This window comes from Acinetobacter sp. Marseille-Q1623 (assembly GCF_902809895.1).
GTDB classification, from domain to species: domain Bacteria; phylum Pseudomonadota; class Gammaproteobacteria; order Pseudomonadales; family Moraxellaceae; genus Acinetobacter; species Acinetobacter piscicola_A.
This window is the reverse complement of the sequence record NZ_CADDWG010000001.1, coordinates 1,529,462-1,554,700: the sequence shown is the minus strand read 5'-3', so window position 1 is coordinate 1,554,700 and position 25,239 is coordinate 1,529,462. Positions and strand designations below refer to the sequence as shown.

The window sequence follows — 25,239 nt, the reverse complement described above, 5'->3', positions numbered from 1 at the left end:
CAATGTTGAAAAAAATGCTATTCGCAAGCGCATTCTGTTGTGCTGTGAGCTTAACTCATGCAGAAACAGTAAAAATTTATGCAGCTGCAAGTTTGACCAATGCCCTAATAGATATTACAAAACTGTATGAAAAAAAATATCCAGAAACTAAAATTATCCCTGTGTTTGGTGCATCATCAGCGCTTGCTAAACAAATTGAAGCAGGGGCAAAAAGTGATCTTTATTTCTCAGCCGATGTCGATTGGATGCAGTATTTAGTACAAAAAAATGCAATTCAGATGCAACAAGTAAAACCTTTGCTGTTTAATCAATTGGTGGTCATTAGCGCTAAAAATTTAAATATTCCATTTAAAGCTCAATCTAATTTTAATTTTGCCAAAACGTTTAAAGGGCGCTTATGCACAGGGCAAATGGAATCCGTCCCAGTAGGCAAATATGCCAAACAAAGTTTAGTCAAACTCAATTGGTTCGATGCGTTAAAAGGACGTATTGTGGGGACAGATGATGTACGCTCAGCCTTGGCATTTGTGGAGCGTGGCGAGTGTGATGTCGGCATTGTCTATAAAACCGATGCCTTAATCAGTCAAAAAGTTAAAATGCTGGGGACATTTCCACAAAATAGCCATCATCCGATTATTTATCCCCTTGCATTGACGGTTGAAGGGCAGAAAAATAAAGAGGCTGTACACTTTAAAAACTTTGTACAACGTGATCCGCAAGCCAAAGCGATTTTTGTGAAATATGGTTTTGGACTCAACTCATCTCTACATTAATCTATTGTTTCTGTTGAGGCTTAAAATTTAAAATCAAATGGATATGCTCAGCTCTGAAGAATTAAGTGCGTTGTATCTGTCAGCCAAAGTGGCTTTCTGTGCTACTGCCTTTAGTTTACCTTTTGCAATTGCATTGGCATGGATGCTAGCACGCTATGATTTTAGACTGAAAGTCTTGGTCGAAGCATGTTTACAATTGCCGATGGTATTGCCGCCTGTGGTACTTGGCTATTTACTGCTGTTGCTTTTTGGTCATAAAGGTTGGCTGGGGCAGTATTTATCAGCGATTGGCATAGAGCTCGCATTTAACTGGAAAGGTGCTGTGCTGGCTTCAATGATTGTGGGTTTTCCCTTAATTGTGCAACCTATTCGTTTGGCATTTCAGTTGTCAGATCGGCATTTGGAAGAAGTCGCCCAAACCTTAGGGGCAAATTTTCGGCAGATATTTGTCAAAATTTATTTGCCTCTAGCATGTCCGGGGATTTTAATGGGGTCTATTTTAGGTTTTAGTCGTAGTTTAGGTGAATTTGGTGCCACCATCACTTTTGTTGGCAATATTCCCGATGAAACCCGTACCATTCCCATTGCCATTTATTCATTTTTACAACAACCTGATGGTGAGATCATGGCGATGCGTTTGCTTGTATTGTCCTTAATTTTGGCTTTTACGGCTTTAATTGCCCATTTTTATTTGATGATGAAATATCAGAAGACTGTCAAAGAATAATAGCTGATTGAAAACACAATGATGAGGTGAGATTGAAGAAAATCGACTTGACGGTAAATGGATTGCACTTGAGAAATGATCTATTCTGCATTACAAAGAATATAGGAAATATCGAAGAATAAAAAAGGAATGTATTGTGCAAGCACCACAGCATATCAATGCAATAGAATGGCAAGCACGTTGCCAACTTGCAGCACTGTATCGTTTGATCGCTTATTATCGAATGACGGATTTGATTGATACCCATATCAGTTTACGTGTGCCGCATGAACCGAATCATTTTTTAATCAATCGTTATGGTGTGACCTTTGACCAAATGACAGCCTCTGATCTGGTAAAAATTGATCATGATGGCAATATTGTCGCTGAATATGATGAAGGGAAAATGGTCAATGTTGCAGGCTTTGTGATTCACTCGGCATTACATCATGCCAATGCTGAGATCAATTGTGTGATTCATACCCATACCGCAGATGGGATTGCGGTGTCAGCACAAGCTGAAGGATTATTACCACTTTCACAGCATGCACTGAAATTTTACAATAATATTGCCTATCATGAATATGAAGGCATTGCATTTTCGACAGCAGAACGTGAGCGTTTGGTGCAAGATTTAAAGCATTATCGTTGTATGATTTTACGTAATCATGGTTTATTGGCGACAGGTGATTCCATCGCGCGTGCATTTCATGAGATTTATTTTTTAGAAAGAGCATGTCAAATTCAAATCAAAGCTATGAGTAGTCGTCAATTGCATTATCCAAGCCAAGCTGTATGTGAATATACCGTGCAGCAGTTTCAAAGTGATGCGGCAGAACCGATTATTGCAGCAGCATGGCAAGCCGCTTTATCATTGATTAAAGATCAGGAAAATGATTATTCTCGTTAGTGTGGTCTTTTCATGAGCATAAAAAATCCCCTGCCTATGCAGAGGATTTAATCGGTGATTTACAGGTGAATAGCGTAAAACAACTTCCTTAGTTGCTTAAATCGAACCAAATGAATTGGCTGTTTTCGTTGGCATTGATCGTTGCATCTTCATCAAATAAGTAAGCATCACCTGCTTTGACGACTTGACCTGCGATATCAATTTCACCTTCAATTACATGAACATAATTAAATTTTTGAGTGGCTTTGACAGGGAGGGAATGACCTTTTTCTAAATATGCTGCTTTAATTTCAGCGTCTTGGCGAATATGCATAAGCGCATCGTCATGAGGACCTGCAATCAATAACCACTCATTCGGTGATTTTTTTGGATCACGTTCGACTTGTTGATAGTTCGGCTCAGCATCACGTACATTGGGAATGACCCAAATTTGCAACATATGCACAGGTGTATCGCCATTGTTGATTTCGCTGTGTTGTACCCCTGTACCTGCACTCATTAACTGCCATTCGCCTGCGTGAATATGGCGTTCGTTACCCATGGTATCTTTATGTGAAATCGTACCTTGAAGTACACAGGTTAAGATTTCCATATTGTCATGCGGGTGTGTACCAAAACCATTATGTGCGGCGATGGTATCGTCATTGATCACACGTAAAGAACCTACGCCCATATATTTAGGGTTGTACCAACTGCCGAAAGAAAAACTGTGTTTGCTGTCTAACCAGCCAATTTGAGCATGACCACGGTCTTCACTGCGATGTAGAAATGTATTCATGATAAATCTCCAATTCTTTATTTTTTTTAACTTGAGATCATATTAGTCTTTGCGAAATTGAGTTGAAACATTAAACATGCAACGTATTGTTGTGTTTTTAGGACGATTAGTTATAAAGAGATAGGACTGTTTTTTTGTAAGTAATATAATGAGGCCTATTTTATATTGAACATAAAAAAACCCAATAACGAATTATTGGGCATTGAAATCATCATTTGCAGATAGAATCAAATGATTATTCTAAGAATTTAACAGTGACACCTGATTTAACTTTTTTACCTAAATCATTGGCATCCCAGTTGGTTAAACGGATACAACCATGCGATGCGGTTTTAGAAATCGCAGATGGGTTCGGTGTACCATGAATACCAAATGATTTTTTACTTAAACCGATCCAGATATTTCCTACAGGACCATTTGGACCAGGTGGTAAAGACAATGGTTTACGGTTATTGCCTTGCACAAAGTTACTTGGTGAATAGCTATACCATGGATTTGGTGCGACACCTGTAATTTTATAAGTTCCTGTTGGAGATGGTGTGTCAGAACTACCAATCGTTGCAGGGAATGAACCCACCATTTGGTTTTGGGCATTAAACAAATAAAGTTGTTTTGCACCTTTATGTGCCACGATCAAATGAATATTTTCAGGTAATTCATTGCGGATATTGGTCACAATGATTTTTTCACCTGCTTTTTTGAAGGTTGCTTTTGGATTTAATTTCTTTAAGAAATCTTCATCCATATGAAATTTTTCACCCAACATTTCTGTTACACGTGTGTAATACAAACCTTTCATTTTTGATTGTAGAGCATAGTCACGTGGGATCGATGCAGCATAAGGGCCTTTTAAATCTGCATCTGTGATGGTGTATTCTACAAATGCAGGTTTGCTGCCTTGTTTTGCGATCAAAGCATCCCATGTTTCTTTGGTCAGTTCACCTGTTGGTTTTAAGCCATTCATTTGTTGGAATGAAGAAATTGCTTTTAAGGTATTCATACCACTTGAACCATCAATGGCACCCGGAGACGCATGTGAGTTGTTTAACATCACATGTGCACGTGCATAGACTGGGAATTGACCTTTGCCAATATTTTCATACCATTCAGCATTGTTCATCCCGTCTAAAGTCCATGATGCTTTATTTGCACTGCTAGACTTAGTGGTTGATGCTGCTGTACTTGGCGTTGTGGTTTCTGTTTGTGTGCTTGTTTCAGCTGCTATATCTGCAGTTTTATCTTCTGTTTTTTCTAAATTTTGCAGCGTGTTGGCAGCTTGATCTAAATCATTAAGCTCTTGTTGAGAAATTTGAGCTTCGCTCGCACTACTTGTGTTGACTGTAGAGGCAGCAGAAGATTCAACAGCCAGCGGATCAATTGGATCTTCAACTGCTGTAGATGTTACCTTATGCGGAGTAAGCGATTGCTCAGTAGTTGTAGGCGCAGCGAATGCTGTACCTGTGAAGATACAACTTAAACTCAAAGCAAGAATTGAGCGAACGAACATGTAATTCAACCTTAAGAATTATTCATACTGATTTATAAAGTAAGCAAGTATTGCAGAAAATAAATGGAGATGCAGTATTTGTTTTGTGTAAATCCTATTTTTTATACAATTCTATACGCATCATAAAAAAATGAAATTTCAAATAATTTTCAAGATTAAAATCTCACGAAGAAATGCCGATAGCGCATAGATTTTTGCTATGATGACTGACCTTGCTCAATTTTTTTAAATAGGAAAGTAAATGACGACCCTCAAAAATGATCGTTTTCTACGTGCTTTGCTACGTGAACCTGTCGATACCACACCTGTGTGGATGATGCGTCAAGCAGGTCGTTACCTACCTGAATATCGTGAAACACGAGGCAAAGCAGGTGATTTTCTTTCTTTATGTAAAAATACTGAATTTGCTTGTGAAGTGACTTTACAGCCTTTGCGCCGTTATGATTTAGACGCAGCGATTTTATTTTCTGATATTTTAACCATTCCTGATGCATTGGGCCTAGGCTTATATTTTGAAACAGGTGAAGGTCCTAAGTTTCATAAAACAATTCGAACTGAACAAGACGTTGCCAATTTACCGAAATTTAATGCAGCATCTGACTTAGATTATGTCATGAATGCAGTTTCAACTATTCGTTCTGCATTAGGTGGGCAAGTCCCTTTAATTGGTTTCTCGGGTAGTCCTTGGACTTTAGCAACCTACATGGTGGAAGGCGGCTCAAGTAAAGATTTTCGTTTTACGAAGCAGATGATGTATGCTCAACCTGAAGTTTTACATGCATTATTAGAGCGATTGGCTGATGCTGTGACTGAATATTTAAATGCACAAATTGATGCAGGTGCGCAAGCGATTCAAATTTTTGATAGTTGGGGTGGAGCTTTAGCACATCGTGAATATCTTGAATTTTCACTGCATTATATGCAAAAGATTGTCTCAGGTTTACAACGTGAAAAAGACGGTCGTAAAGTCCCTGTGATTTTATTTACCAAAGGCGGTGGTCAATGGTTAGAGCCAATGGTGGCAACAGGTGCAGATGCTTTAGGTTTAGACTGGACAACGCCTTTAAATGTAGCACGTCAAACTGTAAATGGTCGTGTGGCACTGCAAGGTAATTTAGACCCTGCAACCTTATACGGTTCAGCTCAAAGTATTGAGAAGGCAACAAAAGCCATGCTCGACGATGCTTATGCTCAGGGTGAAAAAACAGGTTATGTGGCAAATTTAGGGCATGGTATTACGCAGTGGGTTGACCCTGCACAACCTAAAATTTTCATTGATACTGTGCATGAATATAGTGCGAAATATTTAGGTTAAGTCACTTCGAGTATGCTGTATTTAAAATCAAGTGTGGAATTTATCTTTAAGGCAGCTTCAGCTGCCTTATTTGGTATTTTACTGCTAATCGCTTTTGCACTGACTGCAAAAATGGGCAGTCGTGAGTTTTATGGCTTCTTTCGCTATGATTATTTATTCTTTTATGCACTGATCATTCAAGCGTGTTTGCTTTGTTTAAAACTCGAATCATGGGCAGAAGCAAAAGTCATTGCACTTTTTCACATCTTAGCTATGGGGATGGAAATATTTTTGACTCATCCACAGATCGCTTCGTGGCAATATCCACAACCTGCAGTTTTTAAAATCATGACCGTGCCGTTATTTGCAGGTTTTATGTATTCGGCAGTTGGCAGTTTTTTTGCACGTTCATTAAGGCTTTATCAAGTTTCTTTTTTAAAATTGCCTAGTTTTGCCAATATGTTGAGTCTAGCAGTATTGTCCTATCTTAATTTTATGACAAAATTTTTTGTTCCAGATATACGCAATGTATTGTTTTTTTGGAGTGTCGTTATTTTTTGGAAAACTAAAATACGGTTTCAATTACAACAACATCAATTTCAGTTGCCGATGTTGCCTGTATTGCTGTTATTGGCATTTCTAATCTGGATTGCTGAAAATATCAGTACTTTTTATAAAATTTGGTTATATCCGAGTCAGGTCGATGCATGGCATATGGTCGGGTGGGGTAAACTTGGTTCTTGGTATTTATTGCTATTACTCAGTTTGGTGTTGGTTTTAAAAATTCTTGGCAATAGAAATAGCATTGGTGAATGGACATTAAAATAGTTTGAAAAATAATCGAAAAATGATCATATTTTGATTTGCTTATTAGAATAACTGTGTTAAATCTTTATATGGTGTAATAAAAATTACACACATCCTAGAAATAAATGAAATATTAAAAAATATTGGAGAATACCATGTTAAAAAAAATTGCTTTAGCAGCCATATTGGCAACAGGATCAGTTTCAGCTTTTGCAGATAGCGATGTAGGTTGTGGTTTAGGTTCTCAAGTTTGGGAAGGACAATCTGGAAAAATTCCTAAAATTTTAGCTGCAACCACCAATGGTTTATTTGCAAACCAGTTATTTGGTATCACGTTTGGTACGCTCGGTTGTAATGGTACAGGTGCTGTGACTGCTCAGGCAGTGACATTCACCCATGAAAATGCGGAGTCGCTGGCCCGTGATATGGCAGTGGGTGAGGGCGAAAGCTTAAATGTTTTGGCTGAATTATTAAATATTAAAGCTGAGGATAAAGCGCGTTTCTTTGCAGTATCTAAACAAAATTTCTCTAAAATTTATTCAGCTGAAAATGTATCTTCAGTAGAAGTGTTAGCATCATTACAATCTGTGATGTCACAAGACGAAGTTTTAAAAGCTTACGTTTAATGTGCAGAGAAAACCCTGTCATGGATGATGGGGTTTTTATTCATTTTAGTAAAATTTTAAATGACTCAATATATTATTAATGAAAATATTTGCGCTTTTGTGCACACTCGGTTTAACACCGCTGGCGTATGCAAGTTCAGTAGATCTTGCATCTATTCAAAAATATCAGCAACTTGCTGAACAAAAACAGCTTTACAAGCAGACTGCATGGCAACGTTTGTTATATGCCAATGCGCAAGGTCAAAGTGAAGTGCGTTATGACGGTTTTTTTCTCTCACCACATGGAAAATCGGATTTAAAGCAAGAACTCAATGCCAATATTGCAGCACTGTTTGAAGCTGCTGCTGCCAATCAATCCATTCAATGTCGTTTTCCTGCCCGTAGTCATTGGTTAATTCAACAACTCGAAATTTCCAAAGCAGCATTGGCTCATGCAGATTGTGCTGAATTGGATGAATGGATCGGGCAAATCAAACCTTATAAAGCCACTTTAATTTATGCCACAGATTTTATGGGCAATCCAAGCTCCATGTTTGGACATACCTTATTGCGACTAGATCCCAAAGATCAAAAACAACTAAATTTGGTGTCTTATGCACTTAATTATGCTGCTACGGTTCAGGGCGGTGAAGGTTGGTCTTATGCTTGGAAAGGCTTGACTGGACAATATGATGGTGAATATTCACTGATGCCGTACTATCGGAAGGTGAAGGAATATGGTGATTTTGAAAGTCGTGATTTATGGGAGTATGAACTGAGTTTAAACCCTGAAGAAACACGATTTTTAGTACAACACATTTGGGAAATGAAGCATGTTAAATTCCCTTATTATTTTATTAGTGACAATTGTGCCTATCGACTGCTTGGTTTGTTGGACATCGTCCGCCCTGAGCTGAATTTACAACAGCATGTTCAAGTTGCCTCCATTCCCGTTGAAACTTTAAAAACAGTTCAAGACAATCATTTGATTCAGGATGTGCAATATCGTCCCGCTTTAGAAACTCAGCTTTTGGCTCAGTCACGTCAGCATGGGCAGCAACTGGCAAAAACAGCACATCAACTCACCTTGTTAAACGTCGATGAAATGCCTGCAATGCTGGCAAAATTTGATGCTACTGATCAAGCTAAAATACTGGAAATGGCTTATGACGATTTATATTTGGTGTTGATTTCACGTAAAATTGCAACGCAAGAGGCACAGCCAAAATTACGTCAGATTTTGAGTCTACGCAGTCAACTTAATATTGAAAAACAACGTACTGAAGTTGAGCCACCGCGCCATGATCCTGCTCAGGGGCACCACACCAAAAATACTTTCATTCAAGTGGGAGAAGTGCAGGGGCAACAGTTTTTCGACTTGGGTTTACGTCAAGCGTATCATGATTTACTTGATCCACAAGGTGGATACCGCACAGGAACACAGTTAAATTTCTGGGATGGTACCCTTCAGTATCGTGATGATAAGTTGAAACTTGAACATTTTGATTTTCTTTCGGTCAATTCCTACAATCCGATCACGCCATTTAAAACACCTTTAACTTGGGGTTTTAATCTGGGGTGGCAACAAGAAGCCATCCATCAGGGGCAATTTAATTCAGATCAGCAGCATGGCGTATTACAACTGAAAACCCAATTTGGTTATAGTGTTGCCGATCAAAATCGGCAGCATGTGTGTTATGCCCAGTTACAATCACAAGCACAAGCAGGTAAATCGCTTGATGATGGTTGGCGTATCGGGCTTGGACCTACGATGGGTTGCCAAAATATATGGACAGACCGTTTAAATAGCTTAGTACAGCTTGAATTGCCATATTGGCAGGATGCAAGTCAATGGAATTTACGTCTGAATACAGGTTTAAACTATGCGGTTGATGCACAAAACTCGCTGCGTATGACATGGCAATATCAACAACAAAATCATGTGGATTGGAATAAAACCAGTTTGGGCTTTGTTCACTATTTTTAAGGGATGGAAATGACCTAAAATAAGTTTTCAATCATTATGATGTCCACAACAGCAGTGGATTAAATCAATATTGATTTGGTTCAACAGGTTAAATTTATGCTCGTGTATTTTTAGATGAAATTGCGAGCTAAGAAATGAAGTTTATATTATTAAATATAAATAGAAAAATTAACATCTTATTGCGGTGCAATGTGGCTATAAATTTTATTTCATAGTGTTATATTATTCATACTAATTTAAGAAAATATGAGAAATTTCTGTATGAACGAAGCAAGCATAGTCGATTTGTCCCGACAGTGGCAGTGGATTTGTGATGATTTTTCTAACACAGATTTGACTTATGCATTGCAGTTTATTCAGGATAATTCTTTTGTCTTAGTGTCCGAATTTTATAAAAAAATGATGGAAGAAAAGACCGCTTCTGAATTCCTTTCAGATGAAATTGTACAAAGTCGTTTGAAATCGTCATTGAATAATTGGTTGTTGGAAAGTTTTGAGGTGCCATTTCAAAAAAACTTTTATGAAATGGTGCAAAAGCAATTGAAAGTGGGTGAGGTTCATGCCCGTATTGGTATTCCATCGTGGTTGATTATCCGTGGCATTCGACAGATTGAAAAGAAAGTATTTTGCCTGCTGAATAAACCGCAACAAAATTTATTAAGCATTGCCAGCTACATTGTGCAGGTGTTGGGGTTTACCTCAGAAATTATGAGTCGAACCTATGAAGCCAAGGCTGAAATTAACAATGATATGAAACATACTTATCGTTTATTTTCAGCCATGCAAGATGTCGCTGTACAAAAAGATAAACAGCGCGGCAGTCTGCTTGATTGGGAAAATGAACTGATGTTTAAGGTTTTTTCTAATCAGACCAATTTTACCCATACTTCTTTATCTAAGTCCGAATTTGGTTTGTGGTTTATACACAAAGCCGCCTATGCTTTTTCAAGTTCGGATCAAGTCAAAGAAATTATTGGTGGCATTAAAAAAGTCGATGTGCTTAATCAAAAAATTATAAGCTGTGCAGATAAAACCTTAGCCATTCAATTGATTCAGGAAATCCGCAATCAGGATCGTGAAATTTTACTGTTGGTGGATCAACTCTTTCAAGTTTCTGAATATATTGGTTCAGGCAATGACTCGTTGACCCAATTATTGAATCGACGTTATTTAAATACAATTGTTTCACGCGAAACACTATATGCACGCAAACATAAAACCCATTTGTCATTGCTTGCAATCGATGTCGATCATTTTAAACGGATTAATGATCAATATGGACATGCTACAGGTGATACAGCACTGCAATTATTGGCAGAAGTGATATTGGAACACACTCGAGGCAGTGATTATGCTTTTCGCGTCGGTGGTGAAGAATTTTTGTTGCTACAAGTGGCTACAGATTTGAAGATGGCTGAACAGATTGCTGAGAAGATTCGACAACGCATTCAGACATCAGAAATTTTATCGAGTACAGGTGTGGCAGTCCAATTTACCGTGAGCATTGGTGTGGTAAGTTATGATGGTCATCCAGATTATCAGCGTTTCTTAGAGTCAGCAGATACGGCTTTATATGCAGCAAAAAATAATGGGCGTAATTTGGTTTATATTGCATAATTTTGATGTACGGATTGAAAATGTTGGATGAGTACGATTTTTAAGTGGTATTTGATTTGAAACGGGTATACTGAAATCTGTTTTCAGCTTTAAAAATCATCAATGCATATGTGGAAATTCGCCATTTTTACAGTCTCAATCTTGTTCACGTGTATTGTGGATGCAACGCCGTCATTTGCATCTGACCAAGGCGCATATGACCAAAAAAAAGTAATCAAAATTGCCCAACTTGTGATTAAAACACAGATTTTAAATGATCCTGACCCTAATCAAACCTATGATCAACTTGTTGCAGAAATGGTAGCAGATCCTGATCTTAAGGCAGAAATAAAACGCTATCGGGATGCATTTCCCAAACAAGGGATTGCTAATTATTTACGTGAAATGAATAGCAAAGGTCTGAATATACAAGAGAAAAAGCAGATGTTGGCTGTGATTGATGAAGAAATTCAGCAGACTTCCACGCTGTTTAAAAGTTGCAGGGCATTGAATGAGATTCAGGTCATTCATGATCAACTACTGAACATTAAGATTCGCTGTCAAGTTCCTAAGGTTTCATCGGAAAAGATAAATGCCTTTCAGCAGCAACTTGAAACCTTGAGCAGAGAGGATGCGGTACAGTTTAAAATTGAATATTTACGTTTGAAACAGCAATTTTTAGCACAAGCCAATGTGGTGAGTTTTGATAGCCTCTTATGGATTGATCTTGAAGATTTACCTATTTATCGTGCAGCGATAGAACGGGGGGATGGATTTCCCAATAGGGTCATCGACCAGCGTGATCAAGCACTCACACCATATAAATCTGCGCCAGCAAAATAAATGTACTACAGTGTTTAGCTTTCAACGACAACAAAATATTTTTTCACAGCTTCAAGCACTTCAAAAGTTCCGACAAAACTCGGTGGAATCACACCTGCTTCACCCGCTTTCACTTCAATATAATCATGATTTTCTGCATTGTGAATGCGAACAACACCTTCAAGAAGAGTAAAAAACTCTTGTTTATTGTCAGCAAATACAATATTCCACGCACCGACTTCGCATTGCCAAATCCCACAATTCATATGGGGATGTTCATATAAACTTTGGGTCAGGCGTTTGGGGTTGCCTTTAACCAAACGATCCGCACGTGGATAGTCCACGGTGTTTTCACTGTGCATTAAACCTTGACCTGCCAAATAAATCGGTGACATTTTAACAATCCATTTTATAAAAAAGCCTCAAAAATTTGAGGCTTAAATGATTTAATCAAATGATTAGTGTGCTTCAGGGACAGCCAAAAGAAATTCACGACGTGCTTCTTTATCGGTTTTAAAATCACCCACGAAAGATACGGTACGTGTGGTGGATTCCTGTTTGCTGACACCACGCATCATCATACACATATGCGCTGAATCAATCACCACAGCAACACCACGGGCATTGGTTACTTCTGCAACAGCATCCGCAATTTGCTTGGTGAGTTGTTCCTGAATTTGTAAGCGACGGGCAAACATTTCCGTGATACGGGCAAATTTAGATAAGCCTAAAACATTACCTGAAGGTAAGTAGGCAATATGCACACGACCATGAAATGGCAATAAATGATGCTCACATAAAGAATAGAACTCGATATTTTTAACCAAGACCATTTCATCATTGTCAGAAGGGAAGACCGCATTATTGGTCACTTCTTCCAGCGTTTTGCTATAGCCAGACGTCAAGTACGAAAAAGCTTTAGCCGCACGCATGGGCGTATCTTTCAGACCAGGACGGTCTAAGTCCTCGCCAACGGCAGTTAAAATATTTGCGTAGGATTGCTGCATAGACATAAAACGTGTTCACTTATACGGATTGAACAAGGACGGCATTGTAGCAGAAAAACATCAAATATTTTCCAACTACGGGATAAACCGTCATTTAAATAAAATTTTTACGGAGGTTTGCCTGTTTGACATACAGTAAATCAAGATTCTTTGGCAAATTTTGGATTTTTTTCTGCACGTTTCAATAGAACCAGAACAGCGCCGGTACCCCCTTGTTTTTCAGGTGCGCTGACAAATGCCAATACATCACGGTGCTGACGTAGCCAACCATTGACATACGTTTTTAAAATGGCATCAGGACCTTTGCCATGCACGATTTTAATCACATTCTGATTTTCTTCTTTGGCAATTTGAATAATTTGCAAAACGGCTGAACGAGCTTCTTCGACCGTACAACCATGCAAATCTACCGCTTCAAACCAACGCAGATTACCTGCTTTTAAGTCTTCAAAGACTTTGTGTTGTAAGGTCGCAATGCGATAACTTAATGCAGCTTGGCTTGCTACAGGGTTTAAAATAGCTTGAGTATCAGACAGTTCTGCCTCATTGACTTCAAATGCACCTTCAGCCGCAGCGCGTTTGGCTAAGGTCTTTGCATCAGGTTTTTTACGAATATCTTTACGCTCGATTTTGGCAATATTACTATTATCGAGTTTTTTAACGCCGCCCAAAGCTGTTTTAAATAAATCTGCATCGCTGATTTCTTCAGGTGCAGTTTCTTGAACTTTCTTAGGTTCAGGCTGTGCTGCAACTTTTGAAGAATGCGGATGAGTGATTTGTTTCTTGAATTGTTTTAATAAATCGAGTTGTGATTTGGAAAATGGAGAATCAGAATTACTCATAATATTTAAAACAGTCAATGAACAGAATTTGTTGACTATTATAGCTTAAATTGGCGATTTTTGAAGTGTATTGGTTTTATTGTATAGATAGAATTCTAAGTGGGATAGTATGAAAGAAATGCTAAATCTTAAATTATTTAGTTAAAAAAATCTTTCATATATCTTCCTCAATAATTCCATCTTTGTATTTTAAAAAGACAGCTTCATTTTCTAAAATTTCATATAGCTCATCATACATTTTAGGATCATCAATCAAATCCATAAAATCATGATTAATAAAACAATCATACTCAACGTAATCTTGATCGATAAAGTATCTATAGCTATATACCATTAAACATGTAGATTTTATATTTGTAATGAGAGATTGGTATTTGGGAAATTTTTTTAAGAAAATATTTTGTGAAAATTCATTGATTTGTGGAATAATTTTGTAGTCAGACAAATATCTGCGCTTCACTTTTTGATGAAAATTCAACATCTCATGATGTTTGGTAAATTCTATATAAATTAAAGTGTCACCAATTTGATGCTCATGAAGTACATTTCCATTTTTCAAGGGTTGAGTACCCATTGGACTTGAGAAATTTATATCCATTTTTTTCTTCTTTTTTAATACTAAGTCAGCTTAATCGATTGATCAAGCTGACATTTAAAAGTTGATCAAACCTTCTCAGGCACACCAAACAACTCTGCAAAAGCATGATCAGGACGTGGTTGTTTCATAAAACTTTCGCCAACCAAGAATGCATGAATGTCATGTTCCTGCATTTTTCGAACATCTTCAGGGGTGGCAATTCCGCTTTCAGTAATCAGCAAACGAGAAGGATCAAGCAACTTTTTCAAACGGAAAGATGTATTTAAATCGACATCAAAGGTTTTTAGATTACGATTATTCACGCCCAATAAACAACGCTCAGAAAGCTTCATTGCACGTTCAAGTTCTTCCTCATCATGGACTTCAACCAATACATCCAGATTGTGTTCAAATGCGGTTTTCGACATTTCTTCGAGTTGCTGATCTGACAAACTTGCCACAATCAACAAAATACAATCTGCATGTAAAGCACGCGCTTCAATCACACCATAAGGATCAATTAAAAAATCCTTACGCAGGGCAGGTAAGTCACAATGGCTGCGCGCGATTTGGATGTTTTCATCCGCACCCTGAAAGAAATCGATATCCGTTAACACAGACAAACATGCTGCACCTGCATGTTGATATTGTTCAGCAATTTCAGCAGGATTAAAGTTTTCACGAATAATACCTTTGGACGGAGATGCTTTTTTAATTTCAGCAATCACCGCAGGACGTTTACTGTGCAAAGCGTTGGCAAAACCACGTACAGGTGTTGCTGCCTGAGCAAGTTCTTCAACATCTTTTAAACTGCGTTGTTTTAAACGTGCTGCAAATTCTTCGTGTTTACGATCTACAATTTTACCTAAAATGGTATTGGCGATATCCACCATAATGATATTCCTTAAATTTTGGCTAAATGCTTAAGCTTCGTATTCTTTGAGGGTTTTGGTAAATTCTGACAAAACGCCCATTTTTTCCAAAGCTTGTCCGCCATAAATAATGTCATGTGCCAAAGCCACACCTTGTTTATAGGAGTTGGTTAAGCCTGAAACATAAATCCCTGCACCTGCATTTAAAGCAATCATGTTGGCTGCTTTTTCACCTTTTGCCGATTTTTTCTTACCCAAAGCGTCTTTAATCAGTGCAAGACTTTCAGCAGCACTGTCTACAGATAATCCTGTTAATGTCTGAGACTCAATCTCAACCTCTTCAGGCTGAATCATCCATTCAGTCACTTCACCATTTTTAAGTTCAGCCACATAAGTTGCTGAAGCTAGACTGATTTCATCCAAACCATCTTTGGAGTGAACCACCATCACATGCTCAGCACCAAGTTGCTTTAAAACTTCCGCCATAGGACGGCAAAGTTCAGTGGAAAATACACCAATGACAAAGCGCTTCACCCCAGCCGGATTCGTAAGCGGACCAAGAAGATTGAAAATACTACGGAAACCCAACTCTTTACGGGGGCCAGCTGCATATTTCATGGCTTTGTGATGATTTGGAGCAAATAAGAAACCGACGCCCATCTCACGGATACATCGTTCTGTTTGTTGCATATTTAAATCAAGGTTGATGCCTGCCTGTTCCAATAAGTCAGAAGAGCCTGACTTGGATGACACACCACGGTTACCATGTTTGGCAATGGTTGCACCTGCAGCTGCAATGACAAAAGAAGATGCGGTCGAGACATTAAATAAATTTTGTCCGTCGCCGCCTGTACCGACAATATCGACTAAATAGGGAATATCACTGACATCGATTTTGATGGCAAATTCACGCATGACACGTGCCGCTGCGGTGATTTCATCAATACTTTCACCTTTTTGGCGTAAACCCATCATCAACGCACCAATTTGGGCATCTGAGGCTTCACCACTCATAATGGTACGCATCACTGCTTCCATTTGCGGTTGAGTCAGTTCAATATTTTTGGTGATGTTATTTAAAGCTTGTTGAATATTCATTTGGGTCACTCAATTATGCATAAATATCTAAAAAGTTCTTGAAGACTTGGTGTCCGTGTTGGCTCAGGATGGATTCAGGATGGAACTGCACGCCTTCTATTGGCAATGTCTTATGTTTTACACCCATGATTTCTTCTATTGAGCCATCGGCTTCATTGGTCCAGCAAGTGATTTCAAGACATTCAGGCAAAGTCGCTTGATCAATCACCAAAGAGTGATAGCGAGTTGCTGAGAATGGAGAAGGTAAATTGCTGAAAATGCCTGTATCACTGTGGTACATGTCAGATAAACGACCATGCATCACGGTTTTGGCACGAACAATGTCACCACCAAATGCCTGCCCAATTGCCTGATGTCCAAGACAGACGCCAAGGGTTGGAATTTTCCCTGCAAAATGCTGAATCGCAGGCACAGAAACGCCAGCTTCAGATGGAGAGCAAGGACCAGGACCAATCACAAGATACTTTGGTTGCCATCGCTCAATATCTTCCAAAGTCACGGCATCATTACGGACGACTTTTACTTCTTGATTTAACTCGCCAAAATATTGGACGATGTTGTAGGTAAAAGAGTCATAGTTGTCGATCATGAGAAGCATATTAAGCATAACCTCTAGTTATTTATACATTTATTTTGTTTGGATTTTTTGAGTCACTGTTGAGTTCCTCATTTAAAAACACTTGGTTTAGGCACAAAATAAGAAAGCCTACGAAGTGCACGCTATCATAGCAGATTCTTTTTTAAATTCTTTGAATTTTTGTTTTATATAAGATTTCTATGAAAAACTTAAGGGCTAATTAATGTTTGAATTGGGTATTAAAAATTCTATTCATTAAATCGTATTATTTAGTTGCTATGTTGTTAAAAAAAATATAATTATAGCTTAGGTCAGTGGTTGCATTCGAAAGCTAAGGTAATATTTTAGTAAATTTAAAATATGATTTAAAGGATATTTTTCAATCGTATTTTGAGTTATCAAAAATGATATGCTGAATAAGGAGCAAGTAATAGATGTATAAATATGATTTCATTCAAAATGGTTAAAGATGTAGATTATATTTTAAGGTCTAAAATAGTTTAAACTTTGATCTGAATTTAGATGACAAATCACTTGAATTTATGTAAAAATCAATTTTGTATATGATGCTATCGGTCAAATTGATAAAACTTTAATTAAACAATTTATTAATATATTGATATACATTGTAAAAAAGAACAGATTGATGATTTTTCAATGGTTATTTTTTGCATTTTTATTTAAAAATGATAATATCGTCACATGTTTTTAGGGGAAGAATTTGTGAGAGAAGAAGTAAAAATAGCAATCTTTGGATTAAGTCTAAATGTATTAGAAAGCCTAAAACAAAAAATTCAGGCGCTATATGACGAATCCATCCAGATCAATTGGGTTAATATTGCAGATCCACAATTAGACATACTTTTGGTCAATGATATGTTTTTTGGCTCACCCACTATTCAAAATTTGGTCGGGAGTCAGCGAGTTGCTTATTTACGTTTGGTCAACAAACAAGATAAAGCAGGAATGATTGAAAATGATGCTCTATATTTACCATTCTCAGCATCGGATGATATTCGAGAATGGTTTAAAGCGCGCTATTTAGGTACCCCTTTAAAAACATCTAATCAGGATATTCGTGTAGTTAAAACTTCCCAAACTACTGATATAAATAAATTAATCAAAGAGTTGATCGATCAAAGAAATAGTAATATTCAGGTTTTTGATCATCAAGGCAATATTGCACTCATTAATATCCGTAAAGAGCAAGTATGGGTAGACCCAGAACGTAAAACCAATAGCACAGACAATTCACTCAACTATACTTATGCAACGATGCAAAAAGTGCAAAGTGTAGATTCAACGCAAGGTCAAGATCTAAAAAATTGGTTGTGGAATTTATTGTGGAATTCACCGCAATTATTAAAAGAGCAAAATGTAAATACTTTTTATAAATTAAAGTTTTGGCCACAACCGCAATCTGCTTATGATCGACAAAATGTATTTAAAATAGCAGCATGTTTTGAAAAAGGTGCGAGTATCAGCCAAGTTGAAAAAAAATTAGAAATTAAACTTTCTATTATTCAACAATTTGTGGCTGTTGCCGTTTTGATCGATGCTGTAAAAGAAATTCCTGAGACAGATGCAAAGTTAGTCCTTAAAACTGAGAAATCTGAAGGCGTATTAAAAGGTTTCTTTGGTAAACTCAGACGAAAACTCGGTCTATAAGATATATTAAAGTTTTATAAAAATTTTAATTTAAAAATTAAAGTTGTTAATCGTCCATAAATTGGACAAGGGAGAAAAAATTGATCTTACAGAAATACAAAATTGTATTTGGTGGTACTATGGGGGCAGGTAAGACTGAAGCCATTAAATCACTTTCTGAGGTTTCAGTACTTTCAACTGAAGCATTAAATACAGATCAAGACGCACATACCAAGGCTTTAACAACGGTAGGTATTGATTATGGCGAAATCAAACTCGAAGATGGGGTTGTGGTTGGTTTGTATGGTACGCCAGGGCAAGACCGTTTTGATTTTATTTGGTCAGTGATCTGTAAAGGTGCAATTGGTGCAATAGTATTGATCGATCATTCACGAAAAAATGCCTTAGATGATTTGAAATTCTATCTTGAATCTTTTAAAGCACATGTGGGAAATATTATTGTCGGTATTACCCATGTGGATGAAAATCCGCAAAGTCTATTAAAAATTTACCGTGATTTTAGTGAGATGGAAAATTACGATTTGCCAATTTTTGCAGTTGATGCACGTAAAAAAGATGATGTGTTGCTTGTGGTTGAAGCATTGATTGCACGTGCTGAAATTGAAATATCCTAAGTGTGTAACCAGTTAAAATAATATTGTCGGGTTTGTGGTTTGAGTTGTGATTTATAACGAAAATGGTGCATTAAAACCCGATTTTTATTTAAATGGTTATGCATAAAAATAACAAAAAATATGATTCTTGAGTGTGTGAAATTACACGATCTACATGAAAAAATAATCATGCAATTTTAAACAATATTTTAAGAAGAAATGTCATAAGGTATTTATCATTTAATTTAACAGATACGTTATATAGTTAACTGTACATTTTTGAATGCTAACGATGCTTGTTGTATAAGATTTAAATCAGGAAAAAAGCCAAATTTTTGCATGATCAATTTTTGTAAGCATCGTAATTTTTTTTGTCTTATGTATCGAAACATTATCTAATGGGCGTAAAAGTTCATTGTTCTAGCGTGATGCTCTTTTTTGTCTAGGATTTAGAGTAAATATTTAAGTTATTCTTTGCATAAAGTACGATCAAAAGTATGATAATTAGATAAAATGAGCACCAAGATAATACACATATAAATAATTGCACAATAATAGTGCAATTAAAGGCGGCATTAAATATTTAAAACAAAGAAGTGTGTATGAAGATGGTGCATTTATAAATACGGCTTGTATAATAGTACGGGTATAAACAAGTTAAAGCGTATTTTCTGATAAGGAATTCAACCTTTTAGCAAATATTCTTGAAGTTGGTATGGTAATTGCTTTATTAATACTAACTACTAACACGCACAATCACATGTGCAACAAAAAATCATCGGAGCAAAATGAGCATGGCGAACAAGGTCCTACAACTCATCCAAGAAAGTGGCGCAAAATGGGTCGATTTTCGCTTTACTGATACTAAGGGTAAAGAGCAACACGTAACTTATCCTTCGGATAGTATTGATGAAGATACTTTTGAAGACGGTAAAATGTTTGATGGTTCTTCAATTGCAGGTTGGAAGGGTATTGAAGCATCTGACATGATCTTGCGTCCAGATCCAGAATCATGTTTCTTAGACCCATTCTTTGCTGAAGCAACTGTTGTTGTAACATGTGATGTTATTGAACCTTCTACAGGTCAAGGATATGAACGTGATCCACGTTCGATTGCTCGCCGTGCTGAAGAATATTTAAAATCAACAGGTATCGGTGATACTGCATTTTTTGGTCCAGAACCAGAGTTTTTTGTATTCGACGAAGTGAAATGGGACATTGACATGTCTGGCGCACGTCATACATTAATTGCTGAAGAAGCAGCTTGGTCAACAGGTAAAGACTATGAGGCGGGTAACTCTGGTCACCGTCCACGTGTGAAAGGTGGTTATTTCCCAGTTCCACCTGTTGATTCTTCACAAGATATGCGTGCTGAAATGTGTGCTCGTATTGAAGATATTATGGGACCTGGTCGTGTTGAAGTGCATCACCATGAAGTTGCATCTTGTCAATTAGAAATTGGTGTAAGTTTCAATACTTTAGTTCGTAAAGCGGATGAAGTACAACAGTTTAAATATGCGGTTTGGAATGTTGCACATCAATTTGCAAAAACAGCAACCTTTATGCCTAAACCAATGGTAGGTGATAACGGTTCTGGTATGCATGTTCATATGTCAATCTCTAAAGATGGTAAGAACTTGTTTGCTGGTGATGAATATGCTGGTTTGTCAGAAATGGCATTGTATTTCATTGGCGGTGTAATCAAGCATGCACGTTCATTGAATGCGATCACAAACCCTTCTACAAACTCGTATAAGCGTTTAGTGCCACATTTTGAAGCACCAATTATGCTTGCTTACTCAGCGCGTAACCGTTCAGCTTCTATCCGTATTCCTTACGTTTCTAGCCCTAAAGGTAAACGTATTGAAGCACGTTTCCCTGACCCAATGATGAACCCGTACTTAGGTTTTGCTGCATTGTTAATGGCTGGTCTTGATGGTATTCAAAACAAGATCCATCCAGGTGAAGCTGCTGATAAGAACTTGTATGACCTTCCTCCTGAAGAAGAAGCAAAAATCCCAACAGTTGCACATAGCTTAGATATGGCGCTTGAAGCTCTTGCTGCGGATCATGATTACTTGTTGAAAGGTGGCGTGTTCACTAAAGATATGCTTGATGCATATATCGAGCTTAAAACTGAAGAAGTTCGTCGTTTAAATACAACAACGCATCCAGTTGAATTTGATATGTACTACAGCTTGTAATTCATAAGAATTATGCTTGTAAAAAAGACCCGCCTTGTGCGGGTTTTTTTGTATGATAGGTATATATAAGAGATTGATGGATTGAAATGGCACAACGTAAAAAACATATTGGATTTTTCCCATGGATTGATTGTAAAGACCATGAAAAAGGCTTTAAGCTGAATTTTTCTGAAGTGACTTATTTTGAAGTTGGACGTACTATTGAAGGGTATAAACAGGCTGAATTTGTTGCGTTAAGAAACCCTGAACTTGCTTTGAATTTTGATTATCCAAAAAGTTTTTACATCAGTACGGATGGGATGATTTTAGTGAAAACACCACAAGGTAAGTTTGAGGTGATTGCAAAAACAGATAGTGCATAATTTATTTTTTGCATATGTTTTTATTGAAGTTATTATATTGATGAATATATGAATGCCAGAAAATGAGTGTTTTCGTTCAGTTTATGCAGGTTTAATTTCACAGGATGATTTATGCAATATGGTGCAATGCAACTGCTTTCCATGTGGATTAAAGATCGGCAAGTGCAAAATCAATCTGAACATACATTAGATGCTTATTTTCGTGATGTTTCAGGTTTTATTGACTTTTGTTATATGCGACACATTGAGCTTAATCAAATTGAAGCAGCGGATTTACGAGAATACCTCGCTTATAAAGTCGAAAAAGATCAATTAACTTCAAGCAGCCTACAGCGTCATCTGAGCTCGATTCGTCAGTTTATGAAATGGGCAAAGCAAGGGCATTATCTGGAAATGAATCCTGCGGATGATTTGCAGCTAAAAAGACAACCTCGACCATTGCCCGGTATGATTGATATTGAAACGGTCAATCAAATTATGGATCAAGCAGCACCTGAAAAACCCTTAGAAAATCAATTATGGGTACGTGATAAAGCCATTTTAGAGTTGTTGTATTCTAGTGGTTTACGTCTAGCAGAAATACAAGGTTTGAAAATTCGAGATCTTGATTTTAATCGACAACTCCTTAGAGTGACAGGGAAAGGTAACAAAACACGTATTATTCCTTTTGGAAGTAAAGCCAAACAAAGTTTGATTGATTGGTTGAAAGTTTATCGAATTTGGCAGGGAGAATTTGTGGCTGAATCTGCACTGTTTATTAGCCAAAAAGGAAATGCAATCACCCCGAGACAAATTGAAAATAGAGTAAAATATCAAGCACATCGTGCAGGAGTAAATGTAGATTTACATCCGCATTTATTACGTCATTGTTTTGCGAGTCATCTATTGTCAAATAGTGGTGATTTACGTGCAGTGCAAGAAATGCTTGGACATAGTAATCTTACTACGACCCAAATTTATACCCATATTGATTTTGATCGATTAGCACAAGTTTATGATCAAGCACATCCAAGAGCAGTTAAAAAGTAGCTTTATATACCGCAATAAATGTGCAAATGACAAATTTTAGTTAATTAGAAGAGGGTGAAACTCTAAAATACACGGTCTCTTACAATTTACATGAATGCAGATTATTTGGCATTCTTTGAGTGTAAGCTGAAATCGCAATAAAAAATCAAAACTTATATGACTAGACAATATGCTTTGCATCTTTTATCAATAAAAAAGCCAAAAGGATAATTGTATTTTGTGGCGCTCTATTGTATATGTTTTAGGCAACGTGCGATGTGCACGATTTTTTCCATTTTTAAAAAAAGATGTTGAACATGTACTGGGTAATAAAATGATTCCTGAGCTTGAGCAAAAATATCAACAATTGACTGAAGCGCAAAAAGAAATTTTTCGTGGCTATGGATTACGTCAAGTTAAACATTTTGTGGAATTTAGTCTGCCGAAAATTGAGGCGACTTTACCACAACAAGGAAAAGTCCTAGGAATTAATGCGGAAGGTAAAGTGCAAGCATTAAATACTGAAACTCAAGAAGTATATTTATGGATTTCTGATCAACAATGGCAAGCAGCAAAAACTGTGTCAGAGCATGTGGATGCAAAGGAAGATTTTTTAGCAGTTTGGCAGATATTTGATTTAGAGCATCAAGATTTAATTTCACTCAGTCATATTCACCGAGATTTTTTAGCGGCTCAAAGTAGTTCTTCTTATTAGCATCTGTTTTTGAATATACAATTTCACTCTTGTTTGAGCGGAGTATAAATTCATGTCGTGTGATCTGATACAAGACATGTTGGGAAAGTCGATGGTTTTTTGCCAAGGCAGGATGATCAAAGTCATATAAATAAGTCATACCTAAACGTTGCATAACTTTGGCAGAAGCAAGATTAAGATGTGCTGTAAAAGCCACTACAGTATCTAGATTTAATATTTCAAATGCAAAAGCGAGGCATGCTTCGGCGGCTTCGGTTGCATAACCTTGATGCCAATAGTGGTGTGCTAAACGCCAACCGACTTCAACACATGGGGAAAAGCTAAAGCGTTCGGGTTGTGCATGTAAACCAACAAAACCAATAAACTGTTGAGTTTGTTTTAACTCAACTGCCCAAAACCCCCATTGATTGTCCTGAATTAAATTATGAAAGCATATAGCCAATTGTTCACTTTCATCTGCTGTTAGGCATTTTGGAAAATATTGCATGACTTTGGGGTCAGCATTTAATTGTACAAAAGCTGGAACATCTGAGCGTTGCCATTGGCGTAAATATAAACGTTTGGTTTCAAGCTGGTAAGTTAACATTTTAAAATGACCTAAATTATTGTAGGTGTAAAAATATTTTACAGTAACTGTGCAGTAGCATGAGCTTAATCCTGTAGGTCGATCAAAAAACAACTTTTTTGCATCAGATGAAGGTAATTTATTGAAGATATTTCGTTGTTTATCTAAAAGAATGCGGAAAATTAAAAAGAAAGTTGTGAGCAAACGTAAAAAATATTTAAAAAAATACCTAAATTTTCAGTTTTATATCTTAAATGACAATTTTTGATAAGCTGAATCAGTAATTTTGAGTGAAATTTTTTTTAAGATCATTTATTGGTTTTATATCTTAAGAAAGTTGAAAATAGCGTGATTGAAAATTTATTAAACCTTAAAAATCAATATTTAAAATTTTATTGAATAATAGCTAAAACAAAGTGAATTGTTTGAAAAAAATATTTTTGAACTGTGCGTTCAACTATTTTTACGCTTTTTTACATCACTTTAGTGAATTGTGACTTGACCGAAATGCCAAACACATTGCAAGATAGGACACCTAAATAATTTTAAATGAAGGGTTATGATAACTCTTCTTAACATTTACATTTGCTAAAACAGCCGAGGATTACATGAAGGCTCTTGTTGCTGTAAAACGTGTGGTTGATGCCAACGTTAAAGTTCGAGTTAAACCGGACAATAGTGGGGTAGACCTTACTAACGTTAAAATGTCAATTAACCCATTCGATGAAATCGCAGTGGAAGAAGCGGTTCGCTTAAAAGAAAAAGGAACTGTTTCTGAAATCGTTGTGGTTTCTATTGGCCCTAAAGAATCACAAGAACAAATCCGTTCTGCGATGGCATTAGGTGCGGACCGTGGTATCTTGGTTGAAGCTGATGATAGCCAACTGGGTGCTTTAGAAGTTGCTAAAATCTTAAAAGGTGTTGTTGAACAAGAACAACCACAACTCATCCTTTTAGGTAAACAAGCAATTGATGACGACTCTAACCAAGTTGGTCAGATGCTCGGTGCTTTACTTGGTTCAGGTCAAGGTACATTTGCTTCTGAAGTTAAAGTTGAAGGCGACAAAGTACAAGTAACACGTGAAGTGGATGGCGGTTTACAAACTGTTGAACTTGCACTTCCAGCAATTATTACGACTGACTTACGTTTGAATGAGCCACGTTATGCTGCGCTGCCAAACATTATGAAAGCACGTAAAAAGCCGCTTGATACGAAATCTCCTGCTGATTATGGTGTTACTTCAACGTCTAAACTTAAAACAGTTAAAGTTGAACCACCTGCAGAGCGTAAAGCTGGCGTACAAGTGAAATCTGTAGATGAGCTTGTTGAAAAATTAAAAAATGAAGCGAAAGTGATCTAATACAG

At 37.0% G+C, this 25,239-nt stretch carries 26 protein-coding genes; 16 read left to right on the top strand and 10 right to left on the bottom strand.

The genetic code is table 11. The annotated features are described in order from the left end of the window. Positions 1 to 2: 2 nt before the first annotated feature. The 3 genes from modA (at position 3) to HUV91_RS07390 (ending at position 2,389) form a co-directional block, all read left to right on the top strand. Positions 3 to 773, top strand: coding sequence for a molybdate ABC transporter substrate-binding protein (modA, locus tag HUV91_RS07400; protein WP_174493004.1), 771 nt, complete (start codon positions 3 to 5; stop codon positions 771 to 773). A 43-nt stretch (positions 774 to 816) separates the two neighbouring features. Further along, on the top strand, positions 817 to 1,500 hold the full coding sequence (modB, locus tag HUV91_RS07395) for a molybdate ABC transporter permease subunit (protein WP_174493607.1): 684 nt from the start codon (positions 817 to 819) through the stop codon (positions 1,498 to 1,500). 136 nt (positions 1,501 to 1,636) lie between these two features. Next, entirely contained in the window at positions 1,637 to 2,389 is a 753-nt protein-coding gene (locus tag HUV91_RS07390; protein WP_174493003.1) for a class II aldolase/adducin family protein, read from the top strand. An 88-nt stretch (positions 2,390 to 2,477) separates the two neighbouring features. Here the strand turns inward: HUV91_RS07390 and HUV91_RS07385 are convergent, their stop codons facing one another. Together HUV91_RS07385 and HUV91_RS07380 are read right to left on the bottom strand one after the other, a co-directional pair. Beyond that, positions 2,478 to 3,167 (bottom strand): pirin family protein, encoded by a 690-nt coding sequence (locus tag HUV91_RS07385; RefSeq protein ID WP_174493002.1) that lies wholly within the window; start codon positions 3,165 to 3,167, stop codon positions 2,478 to 2,480. A gap of 235 nt (positions 3,168 to 3,402) precedes the next feature. Then, positions 3,403 to 4,674, bottom strand: a complete 1,272-nt coding sequence (locus HUV91_RS07380) for a L,D-transpeptidase family protein (RefSeq protein WP_174493001.1) — start codon at positions 4,672 to 4,674, stop codon at positions 3,403 to 3,405. A gap of 241 nt (positions 4,675 to 4,915) precedes the next feature. On the opposite strand from HUV91_RS07380, the gene hemE reads away from it, so the two are divergent. The 6 genes from hemE (at position 4,916) to HUV91_RS07350 (ending at position 11,806) form a co-directional block, all read left to right on the top strand. Continuing rightward, the gene (hemE, locus tag HUV91_RS07375; protein ID WP_130072824.1) at positions 4,916 to 5,989 is read left to right on the top strand and encodes a uroporphyrinogen decarboxylase; all 1,074 of its coding nucleotides are present in this window, start codon (positions 4,916 to 4,918) and stop codon (positions 5,987 to 5,989) included. A 12-nt stretch (positions 5,990 to 6,001) separates the two neighbouring features. Continuing rightward, positions 6,002 to 6,796, top strand: a complete 795-nt coding sequence (locus HUV91_RS07370; protein ID WP_174493000.1) for a DUF817 family protein — start codon at positions 6,002 to 6,004, stop codon at positions 6,794 to 6,796. A 134-nt stretch (positions 6,797 to 6,930) separates the two neighbouring features. Further along, complete coding sequence (locus tag HUV91_RS07365; protein ID WP_174492999.1) at positions 6,931 to 7,401, top strand: DUF3015 family protein; 471 nt, start codon at positions 6,931 to 6,933, stop codon at positions 7,399 to 7,401. A gap of 79 nt (positions 7,402 to 7,480) precedes the next feature. Next, complete coding sequence (locus tag HUV91_RS07360; RefSeq protein ID WP_174492998.1) at positions 7,481 to 9,367, top strand: DUF4105 domain-containing protein; 1,887 nt, start codon at positions 7,481 to 7,483, stop codon at positions 9,365 to 9,367. A 261-nt stretch (positions 9,368 to 9,628) separates the two neighbouring features. Continuing rightward, complete coding sequence (locus tag HUV91_RS07355) at positions 9,629 to 10,984, top strand: diguanylate cyclase (RefSeq protein ID WP_174492997.1); 1,356 nt, start codon at positions 9,629 to 9,631, stop codon at positions 10,982 to 10,984. Between the two features lie 102 nt (positions 10,985 to 11,086). Further along, entirely contained in the window at positions 11,087 to 11,806 is a 720-nt protein-coding gene (locus HUV91_RS07350; RefSeq protein ID WP_174492996.1) for a hypothetical protein, read from the top strand. Positions 11,807 to 11,820: 14 nt separating this feature from the next. Here HUV91_RS07350 and HUV91_RS07345 read toward each other — a convergent pair whose 3' ends face one another. The 7 genes from HUV91_RS07345 to HUV91_RS07315 all read right to left on the bottom strand — a co-directional run bounded on the left by HUV91_RS07345 (position 11,821) and on the right by HUV91_RS07315 (position 16,779). Further along, complete coding sequence (locus tag HUV91_RS07345; protein WP_130072818.1) at positions 11,821 to 12,180, bottom strand: cupin domain-containing protein; 360 nt, start codon at positions 12,178 to 12,180, stop codon at positions 11,821 to 11,823. Positions 12,181 to 12,243: 63 nt separating this feature from the next. Then, positions 12,244 to 12,792 carry a GTP cyclohydrolase I FolE gene (folE, locus tag HUV91_RS07340; protein WP_171457450.1) on the bottom strand — a complete coding sequence of 183 codons (549 nt, stop codon included), beginning with the start codon at positions 12,790 to 12,792 and terminating at the stop codon, positions 12,244 to 12,246. A gap of 140 nt (positions 12,793 to 12,932) precedes the next feature. After that, positions 12,933 to 13,634: a Smr/MutS family protein gene (locus HUV91_RS07335; protein WP_130072816.1), complete on the bottom strand. Its 702-nt coding sequence runs from the start codon at positions 13,632 to 13,634 to the stop codon at positions 12,933 to 12,935. Positions 13,635 to 13,788: 154 nt separating this feature from the next. Beyond that, complete coding sequence (locus HUV91_RS07330) at positions 13,789 to 14,232, bottom strand: hypothetical protein (protein WP_130072815.1); 444 nt, start codon at positions 14,230 to 14,232, stop codon at positions 13,789 to 13,791. 65 nt (positions 14,233 to 14,297) lie between these two features. After that, positions 14,298 to 15,104, bottom strand: a complete 807-nt coding sequence (gene trpC / locus HUV91_RS07325; protein WP_174492995.1) for an indole-3-glycerol phosphate synthase TrpC — start codon at positions 15,102 to 15,104, stop codon at positions 14,298 to 14,300. A gap of 30 nt (positions 15,105 to 15,134) precedes the next feature. Further along, a complete protein-coding gene (trpD, locus tag HUV91_RS07320; RefSeq protein ID WP_130072813.1) occupies positions 15,135 to 16,181 on the bottom strand; it encodes an anthranilate phosphoribosyltransferase in 1,047 nt (348 codons plus the stop codon). Between the two features lie 13 nt (positions 16,182 to 16,194). After that, positions 16,195 to 16,779 (bottom strand): anthranilate synthase component II, encoded by a 585-nt coding sequence (locus tag HUV91_RS07315; protein ID WP_217431191.1) that lies wholly within the window; start codon positions 16,777 to 16,779, stop codon positions 16,195 to 16,197. Positions 16,780 to 17,481: 702 nt separating this feature from the next. Between HUV91_RS07315 and HUV91_RS07310 the strand changes: the two genes are divergently transcribed. The 6 genes from HUV91_RS07310 (at position 17,482) to HUV91_RS07285 (ending at position 23,308) form a co-directional block, all read left to right on the top strand. Beyond that, complete coding sequence (locus HUV91_RS07310) at positions 17,482 to 18,426, top strand: hypothetical protein (RefSeq protein ID WP_174492994.1); 945 nt, start codon at positions 17,482 to 17,484, stop codon at positions 18,424 to 18,426. 80 nt (positions 18,427 to 18,506) lie between these two features. Next, a complete protein-coding gene (locus HUV91_RS07305; RefSeq protein ID WP_174492993.1) occupies positions 18,507 to 19,040 on the top strand; it encodes a GTP-binding protein in 534 nt (177 codons plus the stop codon). A gap of 767 nt (positions 19,041 to 19,807) precedes the next feature. Next, a complete protein-coding gene (gene glnA / locus HUV91_RS07300; RefSeq protein WP_171457446.1) occupies positions 19,808 to 21,223 on the top strand; it encodes a type I glutamate--ammonia ligase in 1,416 nt (471 codons plus the stop codon). 86 nt (positions 21,224 to 21,309) lie between these two features. Further along, a complete protein-coding gene (locus tag HUV91_RS07295; RefSeq protein ID WP_174492992.1) occupies positions 21,310 to 21,585 on the top strand; it encodes a hypothetical protein in 276 nt (91 codons plus the stop codon). A 111-nt stretch (positions 21,586 to 21,696) separates the two neighbouring features. Beyond that, positions 21,697 to 22,614, top strand: a complete 918-nt coding sequence (locus HUV91_RS07290; RefSeq protein ID WP_130072807.1) for a tyrosine recombinase XerC — start codon at positions 21,697 to 21,699, stop codon at positions 22,612 to 22,614. Between the two features lie 313 nt (positions 22,615 to 22,927). Beyond that, positions 22,928 to 23,308, top strand: coding sequence for a hypothetical protein (locus tag HUV91_RS07285; protein WP_174493605.1), 381 nt, complete (start codon positions 22,928 to 22,930; stop codon positions 23,306 to 23,308). On the opposite strand, the gene HUV91_RS07280 is transcribed toward HUV91_RS07285, so the two are convergent. After that, positions 23,256 to 23,894, bottom strand: coding sequence for a GNAT family N-acetyltransferase (locus tag HUV91_RS07280; RefSeq protein WP_174492991.1), 639 nt, complete (start codon positions 23,892 to 23,894; stop codon positions 23,256 to 23,258). The two genes, HUV91_RS07285 and HUV91_RS07280, sit on opposite strands and share 53 nt — an antisense overlap. Positions 23,895 to 24,481: 587 nt before the next feature. Here HUV91_RS07280 and HUV91_RS07275 point away from each other — a divergent pair. Next, positions 24,482 to 25,234: an electron transfer flavoprotein subunit beta/FixA family protein gene (locus tag HUV91_RS07275; RefSeq protein ID WP_130072805.1), complete on the top strand. Its 753-nt coding sequence runs from the start codon at positions 24,482 to 24,484 to the stop codon at positions 25,232 to 25,234. The last annotated feature ends 5 nt before the right edge of the window (positions 25,235 to 25,239 follow it).

Excerpts from the sequence above, each read along its gene's own strand:
- HUV91_RS07360 (WP_174492998.1), top strand. The coding sequence starts at position 7,481 with ATGAAAATATTTGCGCTTTTGTGCACACTCGGTTTAACACCGCTGGCG.
- hemE (WP_130072824.1), top strand. The coding sequence starts at position 4,916 with ATGACGACCCTCAAAAATGATCGTTTTCTACGTGCTTTGCTACGTGAA.
- modB (WP_174493607.1), top strand. The coding sequence starts at position 817 with ATGCTCAGCTCTGAAGAATTAAGTGCGTTGTATCTGTCAGCCAAAGTG.
- HUV91_RS07315 (WP_217431191.1), bottom strand. The coding sequence starts at position 16,779 with ATGCTTCTCATGATCGACAACTATGACTCTTTTACCTACAACATCGTC.
- HUV91_RS07380 (WP_174493001.1), bottom strand. The coding sequence starts at position 4,674 with ATGTTCGTTCGCTCAATTCTTGCTTTGAGTTTAAGTTGTATCTTCACA.
- HUV91_RS07290 (WP_130072807.1), top strand. The coding sequence starts at position 21,697 with ATGCAATATGGTGCAATGCAACTGCTTTCCATGTGGATTAAAGATCGG.
- modA (WP_174493004.1), top strand. The coding sequence starts at position 3 with ATGTTGAAAAAAATGCTATTCGCAAGCGCATTCTGTTGTGCTGTGAGC.
- HUV91_RS07295 (WP_174492992.1), top strand. The coding sequence starts at position 21,310 with ATGGCACAACGTAAAAAACATATTGGATTTTTCCCATGGATTGATTGT.
- HUV91_RS07335 (WP_130072816.1), bottom strand. The coding sequence starts at position 13,634 with ATGAGTAATTCTGATTCTCCATTTTCCAAATCACAACTCGATTTATTA.
- HUV91_RS07275 (WP_130072805.1), top strand. The coding sequence starts at position 24,482 with ATGAAGGCTCTTGTTGCTGTAAAACGTGTGGTTGATGCCAACGTTAAA.
- HUV91_RS07285 (WP_174493605.1), top strand. The coding sequence starts at position 22,928 with ATGATTCCTGAGCTTGAGCAAAAATATCAACAATTGACTGAAGCGCAA.
- folE (WP_171457450.1), bottom strand. The coding sequence starts at position 12,792 with ATGCAGCAATCCTACGCAAATATTTTAACTGCCGTTGGCGAGGACTTA.
- HUV91_RS07365 (WP_174492999.1), top strand. The coding sequence starts at position 6,931 with ATGTTAAAAAAAATTGCTTTAGCAGCCATATTGGCAACAGGATCAGTT.
- HUV91_RS07350 (WP_174492996.1), top strand. The coding sequence starts at position 11,087 with ATGCATATGTGGAAATTCGCCATTTTTACAGTCTCAATCTTGTTCACG.
- HUV91_RS07355 (WP_174492997.1), top strand. The coding sequence starts at position 9,629 with ATGAACGAAGCAAGCATAGTCGATTTGTCCCGACAGTGGCAGTGGATT.
- HUV91_RS07330 (WP_130072815.1), bottom strand. The coding sequence starts at position 14,232 with ATGGATATAAATTTCTCAAGTCCAATGGGTACTCAACCCTTGAAAAAT.
- HUV91_RS07370 (WP_174493000.1), top strand. The coding sequence starts at position 6,002 with ATGCTGTATTTAAAATCAAGTGTGGAATTTATCTTTAAGGCAGCTTCA.
- trpC (WP_174492995.1), bottom strand. The coding sequence starts at position 15,104 with ATGGTGGATATCGCCAATACCATTTTAGGTAAAATTGTAGATCGTAAA.
- HUV91_RS07345 (WP_130072818.1), bottom strand. The coding sequence starts at position 12,180 with ATGTCACCGATTTATTTGGCAGGTCAAGGTTTAATGCACAGTGAAAAC.
- HUV91_RS07280 (WP_174492991.1), bottom strand. The coding sequence starts at position 23,894 with ATGTTAACTTACCAGCTTGAAACCAAACGTTTATATTTACGCCAATGG.
- glnA (WP_171457446.1), top strand. The coding sequence starts at position 19,808 with ATGAGCATGGCGAACAAGGTCCTACAACTCATCCAAGAAAGTGGCGCA.
- HUV91_RS07385 (WP_174493002.1), bottom strand. The coding sequence starts at position 3,167 with ATGAATACATTTCTACATCGCAGTGAAGACCGTGGTCATGCTCAAATT.
- trpD (WP_130072813.1), bottom strand. The coding sequence starts at position 16,181 with ATGAATATTCAACAAGCTTTAAATAACATCACCAAAAATATTGAACTG.